The sequence below is a fragment of the Congregibacter variabilis genome, from assembly GCF_045689235.1.
GTDB classification, from domain to species: Bacteria; Pseudomonadota; Gammaproteobacteria; order Pseudomonadales; family Halieaceae; genus Congregibacter; species Congregibacter variabilis.
Genome location: NZ_CP136864.1, coordinates 2,477,509 through 2,495,076 on the forward strand (window position 1 = coordinate 2,477,509; position 17,568 = coordinate 2,495,076).

General features: G+C 54.9%; 16 protein-coding genes. 9 read left to right on the forward strand and 7 right to left on the reverse strand.

From position 1 onward, the window contains the following. Positions 1–48: 48 nt before the first annotated feature. Positions 49–696, reverse strand: a complete 648-nt coding sequence (locus tag R0135_RS10865) for a hypothetical protein (protein WP_407346861.1) — start codon at positions 694–696, stop codon at positions 49–51. A gap of 241 nt (positions 697–937) precedes the next feature. Between R0135_RS10865 and R0135_RS10870 the strand changes: the two genes are divergently transcribed. Together R0135_RS10870 and R0135_RS10875 are read left to right on the forward strand one after the other, a co-directional pair. Continuing rightward, positions 938–1,180 carry a hypothetical protein gene (locus tag R0135_RS10870; protein WP_407346862.1) on the forward strand — a complete coding sequence of 81 codons (243 nt, stop codon included), beginning with the start codon at positions 938–940 and terminating at the stop codon, positions 1,178–1,180. 5 nt (positions 1,181–1,185) lie between these two features. Continuing rightward, complete coding sequence (locus R0135_RS10875) at positions 1,186–1,638, forward strand: hypothetical protein (protein WP_407346863.1); 453 nt, start codon at positions 1,186–1,188, stop codon at positions 1,636–1,638. 45 nt (positions 1,639–1,683) lie between these two features. Here R0135_RS10875 and R0135_RS10880 read toward each other — a convergent pair whose 3' ends face one another. Continuing rightward, entirely contained in the window at positions 1,684–3,069 is a 1,386-nt protein-coding gene (locus R0135_RS10880; RefSeq protein WP_407346864.1) for a ribonuclease J, read from the reverse strand. Beyond that, a complete protein-coding gene (gene nei / locus R0135_RS10885) occupies positions 3,051–3,875 on the reverse strand; it encodes an endonuclease VIII (RefSeq protein WP_407346865.1) in 825 nt (274 codons plus the stop codon). The genes R0135_RS10880 and nei overlap by 19 nt, the downstream gene beginning before the upstream one ends. 125 nt (positions 3,876–4,000) lie before the next feature. Here nei and R0135_RS10890 point away from each other — a divergent pair, with 125 nt between their 5' ends. Both R0135_RS10890 and R0135_RS10895 read left to right on the forward strand, forming a co-directional pair. Next, entirely contained in the window at positions 4,001–5,431 is a 1,431-nt protein-coding gene (locus R0135_RS10890; RefSeq protein ID WP_407346866.1) for an MFS transporter, read from the forward strand. A 75-nt stretch (positions 5,432–5,506) separates the two neighbouring features. Next, positions 5,507–6,565 (forward strand): 3-deoxy-7-phosphoheptulonate synthase, encoded by a 1,059-nt coding sequence (locus tag R0135_RS10895; protein ID WP_407346867.1) that lies wholly within the window; start codon positions 5,507–5,509, stop codon positions 6,563–6,565. A gap of 8 nt (positions 6,566–6,573) precedes the next feature. On the opposite strand, the gene R0135_RS10900 is transcribed toward R0135_RS10895, so the two are convergent. The 3 genes from R0135_RS10900 to R0135_RS10910 form a co-directional block, all read right to left on the reverse strand. Continuing rightward, the gene (locus R0135_RS10900) at positions 6,574–7,605 is read right to left on the reverse strand and encodes a YdiY family protein (protein WP_407346868.1); all 1,032 of its coding nucleotides are present in this window, start codon (positions 7,603–7,605) and stop codon (positions 6,574–6,576) included. A gap of 113 nt (positions 7,606–7,718) precedes the next feature. Then, positions 7,719–8,516 (reverse strand): MOSC domain-containing protein, encoded by a 798-nt coding sequence (locus R0135_RS10905; RefSeq protein WP_407346869.1) that lies wholly within the window; start codon positions 8,514–8,516, stop codon positions 7,719–7,721. A 5-nt stretch (positions 8,517–8,521) separates the two neighbouring features. Next, entirely contained in the window at positions 8,522–9,850 is a 1,329-nt protein-coding gene (locus tag R0135_RS10910) for a serine hydrolase domain-containing protein (protein WP_407346870.1), read from the reverse strand. 87 nt (positions 9,851–9,937) lie between these two features. Here R0135_RS10910 and gor point away from each other — a divergent pair, with 87 nt between their 5' ends. Genes gor through R0135_RS10935 form a run of 5 tightly spaced genes read left to right on the forward strand, consistent with a single transcriptional unit; the run spans position 9,938 to position 16,826 of the window. Continuing rightward, positions 9,938–11,296: a glutathione-disulfide reductase gene (gor, locus tag R0135_RS10915; RefSeq protein WP_407346871.1), complete on the forward strand. Its 1,359-nt coding sequence runs from the start codon at positions 9,938–9,940 to the stop codon at positions 11,294–11,296. 40 nt (positions 11,297–11,336) lie between these two features. Continuing rightward, positions 11,337–12,089, forward strand: coding sequence for a sulfite exporter TauE/SafE family protein (locus R0135_RS10920; RefSeq protein WP_407346872.1), 753 nt, complete (start codon positions 11,337–11,339; stop codon positions 12,087–12,089). Between the two features lie 51 nt (positions 12,090–12,140). Then, complete coding sequence (locus R0135_RS10925; RefSeq protein WP_407346873.1) at positions 12,141–13,088, forward strand: ABC transporter ATP-binding protein; 948 nt, start codon at positions 12,141–12,143, stop codon at positions 13,086–13,088. Continuing rightward, complete coding sequence (locus R0135_RS10930; protein WP_407346874.1) at positions 13,078–15,927, forward strand: Gldg family protein; 2,850 nt, start codon at positions 13,078–13,080, stop codon at positions 15,925–15,927. Before R0135_RS10925 ends, R0135_RS10930 begins: the two co-directional genes overlap by 11 nt. Beyond that, positions 15,924–16,826: a DUF4340 domain-containing protein gene (locus R0135_RS10935; RefSeq protein WP_407346875.1), complete on the forward strand. Its 903-nt coding sequence runs from the start codon at positions 15,924–15,926 to the stop codon at positions 16,824–16,826. Before R0135_RS10930 ends, R0135_RS10935 begins: the two co-directional genes overlap by 4 nt. Here the strand turns inward: R0135_RS10935 and R0135_RS10940 are convergent. Continuing rightward, a complete protein-coding gene (locus R0135_RS10940; RefSeq protein ID WP_407346876.1) occupies positions 16,745–17,548 on the reverse strand; it encodes a hypothetical protein in 804 nt (267 codons plus the stop codon). The genes R0135_RS10935 and R0135_RS10940 overlap by 82 nt on opposite strands. Positions 17,549–17,568: the final 20 nt, after the last annotated feature.

Here is a 17,568-nt window from a genome sequence, read left to right on the forward strand (position 1 = left end):
AATTTATAAGAAATCCCGCCGGCAAAGCGCCGACGGGATCTAGTACCTCTAAGCTGCCTTTTTGCGGGCTGCTGCTTTCTTCTTAGCGGGGGCTTTCTTTTTTGCAGGAGCCTTCTTTTTGGCCACGGGTTTCTTGGCTGCTACTTTTTTCTTAGCCACGGCCTTTTTCTTTGCGGGCGCTTTTTTCTTCGCCGGTGCTTTGCGAGCCACGACCTTCTTGGCTGCTGCTTTACGCGGCGCCTTCGCTTTGGCCTTAGCCTTAGCCTTAGCCTTAGGCTTGGCCTTGGCCTTGGCGCGCCGCGCCGCAGCCTTCTCTACCATGGCGGCCGCCTGATTTGCAGCTTGCGCCTTGCGAGCTTCCAAGGCGAGATCTGCACGCATGGGCACGAGCTTTTCAGCATACTCATAGGCGGCTTTGGCAATCTGGCTTACCGTATCACCCAGTTCCTGCACCTGCTTCATCAAAGCGTCTACGCGTTCTTTATCTGCGCTGCTGCCTTTTTTGCGCATCGAAGCACGCGCTTTCTTCAAGCGCTCATTTGCGGCCTTGTGTTTCTTTTTAACGGATGCCAGTTCTCGTTTGGCGGAGCCATGGGCCCGCTCTGTTTCTTTTAGCAAACGCTGGCGGAGCTGCTCTACACGCTTACTCGCCTGTTCTGCCATCTTGGTAGCTTGAGCTAATTCTTTTTCCAACATACGCGGTACCTTTAGTGTTATTGGTTTACCCCACTGCCAGTGTAGGGAGAAAAACCGAGTTTGTAACGGTCATTTTTTGATCAGGCTCAATACAAGGTTCACTAGATATCCATTTGTCGCAAGAAGCGCTCAGACAAACGCAGACAAAGCAGGCACTTCAATACATCAGTTGTATCAGCTATGAAGGCGGTACTATGCTGTGAAGTATGCTGTTGTACATCTTAAAGACGGGGCTCATACAATGACTGAGGCAGACAGCGGATCAAAATCCCGCATGCCCAAAGCCGTGCGTAAACGATTGCGCGAAGCTGCCGTGGCTAAAGTTCGCCAGGACATTATTCACGCTGGCCGCACCGAAGCAGAATATGCGCAGGAAGATCTTGAATATCTGGTAGCCGAAAAAGAAAAAGAGATTTGGTCGGGGCTCGGCTGGAAGGGCTTCGGGGTGGTGGCTTTACTCCTGGGCATCAACATCGGTATCTGACGCAGATGTCCATTTTTCGGATTATTAAATACTCCTCGCTGCTTTACTTTTTCGGCAAGCATCGTGACAAGCTAGTCCGCTCAGTGGCGGTGCTGCTATTCGCATTTGTGAGCTCGCTGATTTACGACGATGTGCGGGTGTATCTTGCCCAACAGCATCCGGGAACCCTGATCTACGCGCTTATTGCAAAGATCGTGATCGTCTACGGTTCACTCGTTTTTGTATTGCTGCAGTTTCGAAGCAGTGCAAAAGTGAGTAAGGAGGGCGAAGCCCGCGCTGCGGATCTGCCGCACAGAAGTGACAAGGCGGCAGCATCGCAGTCCACGCCAAGAGACCGTCTCGATGCCCTGGCAGATGTGGAGCATCACGAGCGCTTGCGCTCCCGCTACGACCGCATACTCAGCGGAGAGCGCTCCGTCGATCCAGCGGGCAAAACGTCCCCCAGGGAATCCCAGTAATAGCAAACGAGTTCCTTGTTGAACTCGATCCGCCCTACCCGCGGATTAAGAAGACGAATTAGACAAGGCGGACAATCGTCCCTCTTCGTCCTGCTCCAGCCGACCCACGGCCGCCACCTTGCGCCGCATACCTGGCTCTGGAGCCAGATAAAACAAGTCACCATTTGATCCCGTCAAAGCCATGGCTGCTCCATTGGCTCTGGCGATTTTGGCATTAGCCTGCATGTGTCGCTGCTCTCCATGCACCGGCACCGCCAGGCGAGGTCGCGACCATTGATACATGGATGCAAGTTCCTCCGCGCAGGGATGTCCCGAAGCGTGCACCGGCTCCACGGCACTGTCTGCATCAATGATATTGACACCCTGGGAACGAAAACGCTGCAAGAGCCTTTCCACCGACTCCTCGTTACCAGGAATAATCCGGGAACTGAGTATCACTGTGTCACCCGCTTCCAACTCCAATTGAGGATGTGAACCCGCCGCTAAGCGCTGCAGTGCGGCACCGTGCTCTCCCTGACTGCCAGTAGCAACGATCAATACCTCATCTTTTGGCAGGTAGCCCAGATGTCCTGTTTCGATGAGACGTTTGGAGCGGTTCAGGAGTCCCACACTCAATGCGGCCGAATGCATCGTCTGCAATGATCTACCCAGCAGGCCGAGATAACGCTGGGTCTTTTCGGCCACATAAAAGAGACTGTGCAAGCGGGCTATGTTGCTGGCAAAGCAAGCAACGACCACTCGCCCCTCGCAGCCAGTTACCGCTTTTAGGAGGCCATCTCGCACGACAGATTCGCTAACAGAATGGCCGGGTACCACCGCATTGGTGGAATCACAGATGACGGCGTCAAGAGTGCTTTCGCCGGCGGCAGAAAATAGTTCAGAAGAGAAGGCGGGACCCACCTGCGGAGCCCTGTCGATTTTCCAGTCCGCCGTATGCAGCAGGCTGCCGGCCGCGCAGCGAATATGCAACGCACAGGTATCGGGGGTGGAGTGGGTAATAGGCAGCCAACGCACATCAAACGGACCTATGGTCTGCTCCTCACCGGGAAGGCATTCGATAAGGGGGCTGGGCACTTTGCCCCCGCGCCCCGCGGCTTTGCGTCGCAATACCTCCGCCGTGAACGGCGTGGTGTATACAGGTACCGGAAAACGCTCCCAAAGCAGGGGCAGCGCGCCGATGTGATCTTCATGGGCGTGGGTCAGCACGATCCCGGCCAGAGCGTCTTTACGCTCCACAATAAACTGGGGATCTGGCGTCTGCACCCGGGGACGGATTCTTGTGGAATCCCGCTCAAAGGTGATGCCACAGTCGACCATTAACCAGGCACCATCGTGACCATAGAGATTCAGGTTCATACCAATCTCGCCACAGCCTCCCAGCGGCAGGAACCACAGATCCCTGGCACCGGGAATCATGGCTGACGCTGGCAAGTAGGACACCAGTAAATACGTCGACTGCCCATACTGTCTCTAAGGATCGTGTCACCACATTGGTAGCAAGCTCGCCCGTCACGACCAAAAACAAAAAAGCGCCTGCGCTCCCGGCCCTTGACGGTTTTTTTCAGGGACGCCGCTAAACGCGGGGGCAAAGTGATACCGCCGGTCTCATAACTGCGCCGAGGCAGCTTCAGGGTTTCCCTGGCCAGAGCACCAAGCTCCGCCCTGCCTAGATCCCGCGGTCGGCGTTTGGGATGCGCGCCTGCACAAAACAGAATCTCCGATCGCAGATAATTGCCGCTTCCCGCCAGAAAGTGTTGATCCAGATACAGTGCATTTAGGGAGCGACCCGCAAATCGCTGTAACTTAAGACGCTCACTAATGTCTTGCCAAATTAACTTGGCAGAGAGTAAATCTGGACCAAGCGCGGCTAGAAAAGGGTGCATACCCAAATCGTCGCGAGCCCACACGCTGATGTCCGAAGCGCTGTATAGCAACGCACTATGCGTGGCTGTATGCAGCGCAAGACGCAGGGATCGATTAGTAGCCGGTGTCTTTCCTCGCTTGGCGATTTTCCAAACACCATAAAGCTGATTGTGGGAATAAATCGCATAGTCGTTGTCAAAGTGTGTCAGCAGCGCTTTGCCACGGGTTTCAATATCCACGACCCGCTGCCCAGATAGTAAGTGGCCGAATCGTTGGAGTTCTGGAAAAGCGAATGCCACTTCTTCGATGGTCTCATCAACCAGTACGTCGGCGATACGATCCGCGGCTCGGCGTATTTCGGGGCCCTCAGGCATTGAATTGCTTGTCCTCTTTTATTGTCGGCTGTGTCATCCATACGCACAGGCACGCGTTGAGGATGGGTATAACTTTACTTATTACTCACAGCAACACAGACTCCACAAATGTCTGCAGTAAGCTCATGCCCCCACTAAGCACCCGGCTGATCTATGGCGCCGGCGGCGCAGTGTACGCTGTGAAAGAAGCGGCCTACACAATGTTCATCCTGCTGTTCTACACGCAGGTGCTGGGACTCAACGGCGGTCTCACCGGCCTAATTGTGGCTCTTAGCTTGATCTGGGATGCAGTCTCGGACCCTCTGGTAGGCACCCTGTCGGACCGATTGCGCAGCAAACATGGCCGCCGCCATCCTTATATGGCATTGAGCATTGTCCCTCTAGGACTGGGTTTTATCGGTCTGTTCTCGCCGCCCAGCGCACTGCTGGGCTCCGATGCCCTTCTCGCTACCTGGCTATTGTTCTGGTCTATCTGGATACGCACCTTCGTCACCACATTTTCGATCCCGCACCTGGCGCTTTCGGCAGAGATCACCAACGACTATCAAGGTCGCAGCCAGATTCTCGGTGCTCGCCTGGCGTACATGTTTTTGTTTGCGGTTTTGGTACCTGCCGTGGCGCTTACCCTGATTTTTCAGTCAAGCGGCGGTGAAGACGGTCGCTTCGTGCAGTCCAACTACCCTATTTATGGGGCCTTTTCCTGCGCGGTATGTTGGTTGCTCGCCAGCATCACTACCTTTGGAACACGCCGCTATGCGCAAGCTTCCGATTCCCAGCCCATGCCCCCACCACGAAGCGCGGGCAATACACTTACCAAAGACCTGCTGCGGACCTTGGGAAATCGCAGTTTTCGCTATTTGATTGGCTTTGAACTGTCAGTAATGGCGAGTTTTGGTGCGGTATCGGCGCTAAATATGCTGGTGTGGACTTACTACTGGCAATTTGATGCGCAGCAAGTTTCGATCATTTTATCTGTGCCTAGTCTCCTTGCCGTGGGTCTGGTGATGCTCAGCCTGCGTCCTCTGGGTCGCCATCTTGAGAAATATCAATTGCTGCAACTTTCAACCATTGGCCTGATTCTCAACTGCCTGTGGCTATACCCGCTGCATATTTTGGGATTACTTCCTGACGACGGGCAACTGTTGTTTGTGTTGAACCTGATTTTTATGTTGTTTTTTATGTACTTCTTTCTCATGCGGGGTGTTCAAACCCAGTCCATCATCGCAGACCTTACCGATGAGCATGAGTGGGATCACGGTATGCGTCAGGAGGCGGGCTTCTTTGCGGCAAGTAATTTTGCCCAGAAGTTCGCCACGGTGTTTGGCCCTTTATACGGCGGCCTTGCATTGGACCTTATTGGGCTTGAAGCCGGTATGTTGCCCGGCTCGCTGGATGACTCAATACTTGATGGACTCGTTATCGCGTTTGGTCTGGGAGCTCTCCCGGGAATGGTTCTAGCCCTGCTCTTTTCCACAAGGATCACCATCAGCAGGGCACGGGTAGCCGACCTGCAACGGATGCTTCGCGAACGAGCGGCCGCATCCACATCTGCATAGACCCCTGCCAGTCGGACTTGTGACTGAGACTTGTGCGGCGCAAAATGCGCGCCTCACAACGCCACGGCCCAAATCATGAGTCAAGATATTTACGATACGCGCATACGGCAGGCACAGCCCTTAATTACACCCTGGGTTCTCGCCGATGAGCAGCCACTTTCGGATACCCAGGCTGCGACGGTAGCTACCGCTCGGAGACAAACTGAAGACGTGCTGTCGGGTAAAGACCCTCGTCTGTTAGTCATTGTGGGACCCTGCTCTGTGCATGATCCGGCGGCGCTGTTGGAGTTTGCAGCAGCCCTCAAGTCGCATTGTCTGGATCTCAATGACGCGCTCCTGCCTGTACTGCGGGTGTACTTCGAAAAACCACGGACGGTTGTGGGCTGGAAAGGCCTTATCAATGACCCGGATCTTGACGGCAGCTTTCATATCAACAAGGGACTGCGCGTCGCCAGAGATGTTCTTCAGGACGTAGCCGATCTGGGTTTACCGGCGGCAAGTGAGTTCCTGGACACCACCTTTGGCCAGTACTATGCAGATCTCGTGAGTTTTGCGGCTATTGGCGCACGAACCGTCGAAAGCCAGATTCACCGGGAACTCGCTTCGGGTCTGTCTATGCCGGTGGGTTTTAAAAACGCTACAAATGGTGATGTCGGCGTGGCCATCGACGCGATCCGCAGTGCCAATCACAGCCACTGGTTTCCGTCACTCACGCGAGAAGGCACTCCCGCAATTTTGCAATCCACCGGCAATCCTCACAGCTATCTCATTTTGCGGGGTGGCAAGGCCAGTGGGCCCAATTACGATGCGGCCTCGGTTACTGCGGCTGCGACTGCCATGGCTGCAGCAGAGCTCGAACCGGGAGTTATTGTCGACTGCAGTCATGGCAATAGTGACAAAGATCCGCAGCGCCAGGCAATTGTGGCGGCCGATGTGAGCGATCAAATCGAACAGGGGCAGACCGCGCTACGCGGTGTCATGCTGGAGAGTCATCTTGTTGCGGGCAACCAAGCGATTGGGCCACGAGATTCGCTGCGCTACGGACAAAGCATAACCGATGCCTGCTTGTCCCTGGACGATACTTTACCCGTATTGGACAGCCTTGCCGCAGCGGTGCGCCGGGCAAGGCTTTAGGGTCTTAGCTACCAGGTATATCCGATGCGAACGCGGTAGGTTTGATCCAGCTCTTCGGTGCCTTCTACCGCACCAGTGTTCAGATCAAGCACCAACTCGGCCGAAGCCTCTACGCCGTAAAGCAATGGAAAGGCCAATCCAAAGGTGGTGTTCAGAACAATATTGGACGCCTCGTCCAGGTTCCAAATACCTTTGTGGTCGATATATAGACGAGAATCACCACCGAGGTAGTTACTCTGCATGTGGACGTCCCAGGTACTACCAAGGTATTCCCGATCCTCTGCGCTGACAAAATCTTCCGTGATGTACGCAAGACCTGTTTCGGCCTCAAGCGCGAACACGGGGTCGGTAAAGAACTTTCGACCAATATAAGGTCCGATAGATGTTCTCAGGTCCAGATCAGCGAACAGGTCCTGTTCGGCTGATGCACCACCACCCCAATACCAGTTGCCGGTCTGGATGCGGTCATAGCGGGCGCGAGCGGTCCAGTTCTCGGCGTTTTTAGTGTTGTTCGCCTCATTGACCTCACCGAAGGCCTCTACCCGATAACGATCAACCAGGCTTTCCCAGCGAGTCTCAAAACGGTAGTTGAGTTCGTCCGTCTCGGTGTTACCGCGCTGGCTGTCGTAACCAAAGCTTGCCAAGCCACCAAAGTTGTAACCATTACCCAGCTCCCAAGGCTCCGGGTTGATGCGCGTCAAATCAGCTATGGCGTAACTCTTGCTGGCCTGCTGCTCCAGAGTCAGCTGCTCATCGGCAACCTCAAGGCCCGGTATCTCAAGAACATTGCCGTCCTCCATCTGCAGTACCAAATCAGACTCAACCGTCATCGCTACAATCGCCGACTGGTCAATCTCAAGTGTGCCTGCATAGGCTGTTTCTATCTTTACTTTGCCGCCATCGGCGTCCTTAAAGGTCCCCATAACAATGGAGCCGTCCCGCAATTCAATGCGATCAACCGCTGAAGCGGTGCCAGCTAGCAGTAGTGTGGAAACAAAGGTAACCAATACCGGTAAAGATCGGCTTATGAGTGTGTACATGTTGATGCCTCGCAAGATGTCGCGTGTTCTTAAATGGGTCTTAAAAATTTCGCGCGCAGTGTACCAGCCTGAAGGTAAAAATCAGGTTGGTACAATTGCAGAAGTTTCAGGGCTTACTCGAGTACTTCGACGACATCGCCCACCGCAAAATCCTCGCCGGCAGTCACCACCGCATTCATCCCGAAGTAGATAACGCCATCTTGACGGCGATAGCCCGCAAGCACGCGATTTATGTCCGGGTCTTGCTCAGCTGTCTGCTGATTGATAGCGGGAATCGCGCAGCGTGAGCAGGGCTTAACAATAGCCAGGGTTGTTGATCCAACCCGCAACTGTCGCCAACTGTCCTCGGCATAAGGCTGAGCGCCACGAATCACCAGATTTGGACGAAAACGATCCATAGGTACCGGCGCGGGCAAACGAGTGTTCAGGTCGTCCAGTGATGCCTGAGTAATAATCAACAATGGAAACCCGTCCGCAAAGCCGACGTGCTGTTCTTGTTGGGCATCGGGCAGGTAGTCAGCATCCACCGGGCGGTTGGCATCCTGGGGAAAAAACACCAGACGTAGATCCTCGCCCAAACATTCACTAAGCCAGGTATTGACCCTGTCATCGGCACAGCGCGCCAGCATAGTGTGTTCCCAGACGGTCGCAGAGACTTCATTTTGCTGCGCGCCGGGAATCTCAAGTTGAATGCTTTCTCCGCCAAAACTCAGGCGCAGACCACCTACGATGCTGGCAACTTCAAGCAATGCCATCTGAGGTAATCGCCGCTGACTGTAAAACAGTCCGGCGCTATCGATGAGCATCCAACGGCGATCGCCAGACACACCAAATCTGTCGATCACCGCTGCCTCTAAACTATGACCTCGGGCTGACTTGATGGGATAACGATAAATAGCCGAAAGATCCATTGCCGTCATCCGCCCTGCCCCCGGCGCAGGGCAAGAGTTCGCAGAAACTCGTGCATTCCTGTATCGACGCCAGGGTCGCTCAGCCCCAGCCTTACAACCACCATCTCCCATTGTGGAATAACCACAACGTACTGTCCGGCATTACCACCGGCATAAAAGAGATCATCGGGGAGACCTTCAAAGGCTACGCCTGTGGTGTTAAGCCAGAATCCGCGACCATACTGTCCCTGCGGGTCAGAGCTTCGAGGCGCCACCGATGCGCGCAACCAGCTTTGTGATAAAAGCGCTGATCGCCCATGCCAGGCATCTAACCAGAGCTGGCCTGCCTGCAACCAATCCCGGGCTGTGAGATAGGCATAGCTCGACCCCACCTGCACACCACTGGCATCCGCTTCTGCCACCAGGGACTCAATGCCCAACGGCCCACTAAATTCCCGGGCAATCCAGTCCTCGTAGGGTTCTTCGACGGAACGTTGCCACAGGTAGCTGGCAAAGACCGTGTCGCCACTGGAGTACGCAAAGTGTTCGCCCGGCACATAGGCCTGGCCACTACTTGCAGGGACCTTCCACATTGCAGGCGCTGTATACAACATGCGAGTCACATCGCTTCCGGGACCATACACCTCCTCAAAGTCCAGGCCACTCTCCATTTGCAACAGGTGTAAAAGCGTCAGTCGTGGATCTAGTTCAGGCAGATCGGTCTCGCCCGCGAGCAAACTCACCAATGACTGGGACGGATCGATGTTGCCGCGCTGGGTCTGCATGCCGACCCAGGTGGCCATAAGGCTTTTGTTCATGGACCACCCCTGCAGACGGGTCTGATCGGTCACCGGAGCAGCGTAGTGCTCCAGAAGAAGATCGCCGTTTGTAGCAACCAAAAGCGCCAAAGTGTTTCTGGCGCCCTCTGCTGATTCTGGCTCACCAAAGGCAGCGTCTACCGCCGCAACCCATTCGTCGGGCACAGCAGGGCCGGCCTCTGCCAACGCAGGTGCCGCCAGGGGCGCTACGCCAGTGCCCGGTGCGTGCAGAGCGCAGCCGCGGCCAGCGCTATGTACGGCCGTTGCATGGATGCCCAATAGCGATGCCGACACCAGACCATCAGCAAGGTTCGTGTCCATCTCCAGAGATCCCAGCAAAGGCCCGAGAATGGCCATACGAGGCATGATGTCCCGGTCCTTTGCAAACGCCTCTGGCAAGCCTGAAACAAATACCGCCGAACACAGTTGCTTGGCGCTGTAGCCCACCGCTACCTGCATTGCCCCCCGAGCCACCCAAATCCCCGAGACCAAAGCCAATATCAGGCCCAGTGCTAACAACTGACCTAATCTCTTCATGCAACTACTCCGTATGGTGATTGTTCCAGCTTTAGGAAATTTATCGGTAGAGGCCTGTTAGAATGCCCGCCCTCAGGAGGAACAGCAATGAGTGATCTAGATTTCGATTTGTTTGTCATCGGTGCAGGCTCCGGTGGCGTCCGCGCAGCGCGCATGGCGGCAGGCTTTGGTGCAAAGGTGGCAATTGCCGAAGACCGTTATATGGGAGGCACCTGCGTAAACGTTGGCTGTGTACCCAAAAAGCTCTACGTCTATGCCTCGGAGTTTGGCAAGGCGTTTGATGACGCCCGGGAGTTCGGCTGGAATAGTGGCGAGCGCCACTTTGAGTGGAGCACCCTGCGGGACAACAAGAAGACCGAGATCGCCCGCCTCAATGCCATCTATCGCAACATGCTCGATGGTGCCAATGCCACGCTCATTGATGGACGCGCTCGTATAGTCGATGCCAACACCGTTGCCGTGGGTGAAAAACACTACACCGCCAAGAAGATCCTCATCGCCACCGGTGGCTGGCCCTACAAACCTGAGTTTCCGGGCAACGATCTGGCAGTCACCAGCAATGAGATTTTTGACCTCGATAGCTTTCCAGAGCGTCTGCTGATTATCGGTGGTGGATACATCGCCGTGGAGTTTGCCGGCATTTTTAACGGCCTGGGCTCCCGGGTGACCCAGCTTTATCGTGGACCCTTGTTCTTACGGGGCTTTGATAGCGATATCCGCGCCCATGCGGCTCAGGAGATTCGCAAAACCGGCGTCGACCTGCGTTTTGAAACCAATATTGTGAGTGCAAAGCGCACGTCCAATGGTCTGGAGGTAGAGCTCACAGACGGTAGCACCATGGAGGTGGATGCCATCCTGTGCGCCGCAGGGCGACGACCGCATCTTGAGGGCCTCGGCCTGGAAAACACCGATGTAAAGCTCACAAGCCACGGATTCATTGAAGTGGATGAGTACTTCCAAACGGCAGAATCGAGCGTTTACGCGCTGGGCGATGTCATCGGCGGCATGGAGTTGACGCCGGTAGCACTGGCCGAGGGCATGTCTTTCGCCAGGCGCCACTACGGCAACATCGAAAAAGACGTGGACTACGACTTCATTCCCACGGCGGTGTTCTGTCAGCCCAATATTGGCACCGTCGGCTTTACCGAGAGCGCCGCAGAAATCGAGTTTGGTGAGATCACACTGTACAAATCGACCTTCAAACCCATGAAGCACACCATCAGCGGACGCGATGAAAAAACCTTCATGAAGCTCATCGTCGATGACGCTACCGACCGCGTGGTGGGTGTACATATGATGGGCCCCGATGCCGGCGAGATCATCCAGGGCATTGGCATTGCCCTCAAGGCAGGCGCTACCAAGGCAACTTTTGACGCTACCATCGGCATCCACCCCACCGCAGCCGAAGAGTTTGTGACTATGCGTGAACCCTGGGGCGAAGACTAAAGCGTCGAAGCAAGGTGCCGATTATCGGACAGCATAAATCGTGGATGTAGAACTATGGCAGCTGGCACTGTTAATGGGAGCAGGCACCATTGCAGGCGCGCTCAATGTAATCGCCGGCGGTGGCTCCCTCATGACCGTGCCCATCATGCTATTTTTGGGTCTGTCCGGCCCGGAGGCCAATGGCACCAATCGCATCTCTATCATCGCGCAGAACATCGTGGCTGTGCGGACATTCTTTCGCCGGGGTTTCTCGGAGTTTCGCCTTAGCCTGACGCTCTCCGCGGCGGCAATACCCGGTGCAATTTTGGGTGCCATGGTGGGTGTTCAGCTCGACGGTGAATGGTTCGACCGTGTGCTCGCTGTAGTCATGATCGGCGTGCTGGTGTTAATGCAACTGCCCAGCAAACAACACGACACCGGGGGCCTGCCACTGACCCGCAAACGGCTCATCCTTGGACATGTTCTGATGTTCGGTGCCGGCTGCTGGGGTGGTTTTATCCAGGTCGGAGTGGGTTTTATTCTCATGCCGATACTACATCGGGTAATGGGCCTGGATCTGGTGCGCACCAATATGCATAAGGTGTTTATTGCACTGACCTATAACCTGTTCGCCATTGTGGTCTTCGCAGCCGCCGTGTCGATTCACTGGCAGTTTGGTCTGGCGCTAGCTGCTGGCAATGCGCTGGGTGGCTACTTCGGGGCGCGTTTTTCTGTTCACGGTGGCGAAGCCTGGATTCGGCGTATCGTAACTATTGTGCTGCTGATCTTTATTGCTAAACTCCTGCTCCCTTAGAGCTAAGCGCAGACCAGCTTTTATTAACCATTAGCAATACATTGGAAGGCCATGATCGACGTAGATTTACTTACTCGGTATTACGGCAAGACCCCCGCGGTTCAACAAGTTTCATTCTCTATCGACGAGCGACAAATCGTCGGACTTCTCGGTCACAACGGCGCGGGAAAGACCACGGTCATGAAAATGCTCAGCGGCTATCTGGAACCCTCTTCTGGCAGCGTGCATATCGGTGGCAAAGATCTCAGCAGTGATGCCAGAGAGATTCAGCGAAAACTCGGCTATTTGCCAGAGAACCTGCCCATCTATCCGGAGATGTCCATCGCTGACTACCTGGATTACGCGGCGCATTTAAAAGGCCTTCGCACAGACGAGAAACGTCGCGCTATTCGCTACAGCGTTGATGCCACAGAATTGGGTGGCCGTTACTTCGACACTATCGGGCAGCTGTCCCGGGGTTTTAAACAACGGGTCGGTGTCGCCCAGGCTATTCTAGGAGAGCCAGAGCTTTTGATTCTGGACGAGCCGGGCAATGGTCTGGATCCCGAGCAAAACGAACACATGCGGCAATTGGTAAGAGAGCTATCTAGTCGTGCCACCGTCATTTTGTCCACGCACATCATGCAAGAGGTGGATGCTCTCTGTGAGCGTGTCCTCGTACTCTCCAATGGCAAGTTGGCGTTGGACTCCCCCCTTGCTGCACTGCGTGAGAGTCGTGAGCTACTGCTCACTGCCAGTGACGAGGGCATAAATCTTCCAGCCCTGCTGGCGCGCTTGCCACAGATCGCCGCGGTAGAGTCTCTCGATACCACAGACAACAAACTAACCCTAAGCCTGGCCTTGCATGAAGGCACAGCCATGGACACCGCCGCCGGAAACATCAGCCGCGCGGTGGTAGAAAGTGGCGCCAAGCTTTACTCCCTCACACCGCAGCAACGAGATTTGGAACAGATTTTCCGCGAGGCCGTACAAGAGACGGGAGCCAGTCATGCAGCCTGATCGCGTATTAACTCGAGTCGCTCGCAAAGAGCTTCAGCTGTTCTTTGCCTCTCCCGTAGCCTGGCTGTTTTTGGCCAGCTTTATGGCCACCTGCCTGTTTGTGTTCTTTTGGGTTGAGGCCTTCTTTGCAAGGAACATCGCTGATGTACGCCCGCTGTTTGAGTGGATGCCATTGCTGCTTATCTTTCTTAGCGCTGCGCTCACCATGCGCAGTTGGAGTGAGGAGCGCAGAAGCGGAACGCTGGAGCACGTCTTAACGCTACCCGTACCCCTGTGGCAATTTGTGATCGGGAAATTCATTGCCTGCGCAATCATATTGGCCCTGGCACTTGCAGCCACACTATTGCTCCCGCTTACCGTCAACAGTATTGCCACGCTGGATTGGGGTCCGGTGTTTGCGGGCTATTTGGCGGCGTTTCTGTTGGGCTGCAGCTATTTAGCTGTGGGCCTGTTTGTCTCTTCAAGGACGGATAACGCGATCGTCAGCCTGATGGGCAGCGTTGCTGTTTGCGGCATTCTGTATCTCTTAGGCAGCGATCTGTTGTTAGGGTTCTTTGGCGGCAATACCGCCGAAGTCTTGCGACTGCTCGGATCCGGCTCGCGTTTTGAAAGCATCACCCGCGGCGTTATTGATCTTCGCGATCTGTATTACTACCTTGCTGTAACTGCAGCCTTTGTGGCCCTGAACATCTATGCATTAGAGCGAGGACGCTGGTCCGTTCAGTCAAGCGCCAGACATCGTGCCTGGCGCCTGGGCATATCCCTGACGGTAATGAACCTGATTTTGGGCGGACTGTGGCTGCAGAAATTTCCGGACCTGCGCGCGGATGTCACCCAAGGCAAGCTCTACTCACTGTCGCAACCCAGTGAAACGCTGCTATCCCAGCTGGAAGAACCGCTGCTTATCCGTGGCTACTTTAGTGAGCGCTCGCATCCGCTATTGGCACCTTTGGTACCTCAGCTGCGAGACCTGCTAAGAGAGTACGCGGTGGTTGGCAAAGGCAATGTCCGGGTGGAGTTTGTTGACCCTGCAAAGGATGGCGCCGCAGAGAAAGAGGCCAATGAAGAGTACAACATTCAGGCCACCCCCTTTCAGGTCGCTGACCGTTACCAATCCGCTTTAGTAAGCGCCTACTTCAATGTACTTGTGCAGTACGGTGACGAAAACGAAGTGCTGGGCTTCTCGGACTTTATAGAAGTCAAAACAGGACTTGGGGGTGACCCAGAAGTACTGCTACGCAATCCCGAGTTTGATATTACGCGGGCGGTTCGAGACGTCTTGTATCGCTACCGCAGCGGTGGCGAGTTGTTTGATCAAATCACTAAGCCCGTGACCCTGCGCGCCTATATATCGAGCGACAGTCGATTGCCCGAATTACTGGTGGACTATCGCGATACCATCCGTGCTGAGGCCGAAGCACTGATACCCAAGTCTCAGAATAAATTTGCTATTGATTTCATTGAGCCAGAGGCGAACGGCGGTACTGAAGCAGATCGCATCCTCGATGAGTGGGGCTTTCAGCCCATGGTCACAGCACTGGGTGACGAGAATCAGTTTTACTTTTATCTAACGCTGGAAGATGACCACCAGGTGATCCAGCTTCCGACGGGAGGCTTTGATCCCGCCGACTTTGAGGACGCGTTGGAGGCTGGCTTGCGGCGTTTCGCCAGTGGCTTTACGCGCACCGTGGCGCTGGCACTTCCCGCCAGCAGTGAGGGCCAATACGGCAGACCTCCCCAGGGGCATAGCTTTGGCACGCTGCAACAGGTCATCAGTCAGGATCACAGTATTGTGATGGAGGATCTTGCGGATGGCAGCGTCGATGCCAGCGCAGATTTGCTCATAGTGATGGCTCCCGAAGCCCTCGACGAGCAATCGCTTTTTGCTATGGATCAATACTTCATGCGCGGGGGCACCGTCATCATTGTCAGTTCGCCTCACTCCATCGAGACCATGGGCACTGAGCTTAGATTGCGCGACGTCGATAGTGGCCTGGCGGAATGGCTTTTGCACCAAGGCATCAGTATCCAAAAAACAGTGATCCTGGATGACCGACATTCCACATTTCCGTTGCCGGTAGTGCGTAAAGTGGGTGCCTACGAATTTCGCGACATGCAGTTTGTAGACTATCCCTATCTGCTGGATATTCGTGACGATGGGCTCAACCCAGAACATCCCATCACCCAAGGTCTGCCGAATCTGACCGTGGGCTGGGCATCGCCACTGACAGTAGATCTGCAACCGGGCATCACCAGCCAAACGCTTCTTAGCAGTTCTGATGATGCCTGGCTCTCGGAGGCAAATAATGTGATGCCAAGCCTGGATGACGCAGGCCAAAGCAGCTTTAGTGGCATCGGTAAAAACCGATTACGTGCCAACATCGGTGTCGCGCTGCAGGGTGAATTCACCAGCTACTTTGATCAGGTACCACAAGCCCCAAGCGCAAGTGATCAGGCTCCGGATGCAGAAGTCGAGGCCCCAAGCTCAACGCTGCTGAGCAAGTCGCCGGCCTCCACACGGCTGATCGTCGTAAGCTCCAATGACTTTGCCAGCGATCAGGTGCTCAGCGGCATTATCGCGGCATCGGGGACCCAGTACTTTGGTCCCCTGGAGTTTTTGATGAATGCGGTTGACTGGTCGCTGGAGGACAGCAGCCTCATGAACATCCGCTCCCGGGCACATTTCAATCGCACGCTGCCGGCCTTGCCGCAACAAACCCAGGCATCTATTGAGTACGGCAACTACGCTGCAGCGCTGGTATTCCTGTTGGTGGTCTACGGGCTGTGGCGGCTCCTGCGCAGGCGACGAGAAGCGCAGCTCAGAGTGGTGCTCGCATGATTCTGCGTGTCCTCACTGTACTCTTTCTTCTTCAAGTTGCCTTGGTGGCAACGCTCTATTGGCCACAGCAGTCAGCGCCGGTAAATCGAGAGTCATTGCTCACAACGATTGCCCCAGACAGCGTGAATGGCATAACGCTATCGAACGGCGATGGCGCCACATTGGTATTGGTTCGCGACACCGATGGCTGGCGCCTGGATATAGGCTTGCCCGCAGACAGCAACAAAGTGGACGCCCTGCTTCAAGTACTGCTGGCGAAGGACCCGGGGTTTCCCATCGCCGATAGCGACATCGCGGCCAAGCGCTTTGAGGTGTCCGAAACCGAATTCCAGCGCAAAATCATTCTTAACAGCTCCGGGGGCCAAGCCACCGCTTATCTGGGAAGCGCGCCGGCGCTGCGTAAAGTCCATGCACGGCGGGAAGGTGAGAACGCGGTATTTGTGCTTCCCTTTAGTAGCTTCGATGCTCCCGTGGATATCGACAGCTGGTTAGATACACGGCTTCTGTCTCAACCGGCATTATCGACGTTCACGCTGTACGGTACGCAGTATGTGCTTAGAGAAGGTCGCTGGTCGCGCAGTGACGATCAAAATTCCGACGAAGACAAAGTAACAGCGGTGGCTCAGGTTCTCGCGAATTTGCAAATCAGCGGCCTTGTTGACCCTGCTGATGACGATGCGGCAAGCGCAGGTGAAGCGCTGCGAATCACTATGGGCAACGATGAGCAACGTAGCCAACTAGCAGTGCTGCACAACCCTGAATCAGATCGCTACTATCTGCAAAGTGAACGCTTTGGCAAGATATTCAGCACTAGTGCCTATGACGCAGAACGCCTTATTGAGGCTGCATCGGCTTTGCTCAAAAACGGCATGTCGAATGGAACAAAGCAATCACCGTAACGCTCAGCGCGCTGAGCAAAATATTCAGGCATAAAATCGCTGAACTCTTCAATGTACGATTGATCTGGCGAGAGGGTGAAAGCCTCGATTTGTGCCTGAGTTTGCCTGGCCATGCGTTCAAGTAATCCGCTTTGCTGGTCATGGTAATGCAGATATTCCAGATACCTGGTTCGGTCGTTTAAGCTGATCTGGCGTTTCATTGCCAGGGTTTTCAGTCGCGATTGTGCGTCAAAAACGTCTTCTTGCTTGGCGATGATCAAATTCGCACCGGTAAATATATTGTCCAGGGCTCGCCGGCGAGAGGTTTCCATAGTCGCAAACGTCCCTATTAGCTGTTCTGCATCCCATATTCGAGATCCCCACAGTCGGTAAGGCGTCGGCAAAACCTCCGGGAGCTGCGCGCCAAATGCACCCTGGTGGGATGGCCATGGAAGGCCAATCCAATCGTCGCCACCTTCTTCCAACAGCCGGGAGAGAATTCTCGTACGCTCTCGCCTGCATGGCACTAAGGCCATGACCTCTCTCGCAGCAAAAAGGTTGGTCAGAAGGTCTGCGTTTATAGCGATTTCCGCTTGCTCAAGATCAGAACGCTGCTGCCCGTCTCGCAACCATTGTTCTGCCGTGAGCGCGAATAGTACGCCTGCGACCACAATGACAAAGTCGATGCCGACAGCCAACCAGTTTTGTGTCTGAACGTGATCAATCACCCGACGAAGAAGCATGTTTCTGGGCCTGTCTCGAA

Coding starts and splice junctions, on each gene's coding strand:
- R0135_RS10870 (WP_407346862.1), top strand. CDS start 938: ATGACTGAGGCAGACAGCGGATCAAAATCCCGCATGCCCAAAGCCGTG.
- R0135_RS10940 (WP_407346876.1), bottom strand. CDS start 17,548: ATGCTTCTTCGTCGGGTGATTGATCACGTTCAGACACAAAACTGGTTG.
- gor (WP_407346871.1), top strand. CDS start 9,938: ATGAGTGATCTAGATTTCGATTTGTTTGTCATCGGTGCAGGCTCCGGT.
- R0135_RS10895 (WP_407346867.1), top strand. CDS start 5,507: ATGAGTCAAGATATTTACGATACGCGCATACGGCAGGCACAGCCCTTA.
- nei (WP_407346865.1), bottom strand. CDS start 3,875: ATGCCTGAGGGCCCCGAAATACGCCGAGCCGCGGATCGTATCGCCGAC.
- R0135_RS10935 (WP_407346875.1), top strand. CDS start 15,924: ATGATTCTGCGTGTCCTCACTGTACTCTTTCTTCTTCAAGTTGCCTTG.
- R0135_RS10890 (WP_407346866.1), top strand. CDS start 4,001: ATGCCCCCACTAAGCACCCGGCTGATCTATGGCGCCGGCGGCGCAGTG.
- R0135_RS10875 (WP_407346863.1), top strand. CDS start 1,186: ATGTCCATTTTTCGGATTATTAAATACTCCTCGCTGCTTTACTTTTTC.
- R0135_RS10900 (WP_407346868.1), bottom strand. CDS start 7,605: ATGTACACACTCATAAGCCGATCTTTACCGGTATTGGTTACCTTTGTT.
- R0135_RS10910 (WP_407346870.1), bottom strand. CDS start 9,850: ATGAAGAGATTAGGTCAGTTGTTAGCACTGGGCCTGATATTGGCTTTG.
- R0135_RS10865 (WP_407346861.1), bottom strand. CDS start 696: ATGTTGGAAAAAGAATTAGCTCAAGCTACCAAGATGGCAGAACAGGCG.
- R0135_RS10905 (WP_407346869.1), bottom strand. CDS start 8,516: ATGGATCTTTCGGCTATTTATCGTTATCCCATCAAGTCAGCCCGAGGT.
- R0135_RS10930 (WP_407346874.1), top strand. CDS start 13,078: ATGCAGCCTGATCGCGTATTAACTCGAGTCGCTCGCAAAGAGCTTCAG.
- R0135_RS10925 (WP_407346873.1), top strand. CDS start 12,141: ATGATCGACGTAGATTTACTTACTCGGTATTACGGCAAGACCCCCGCG.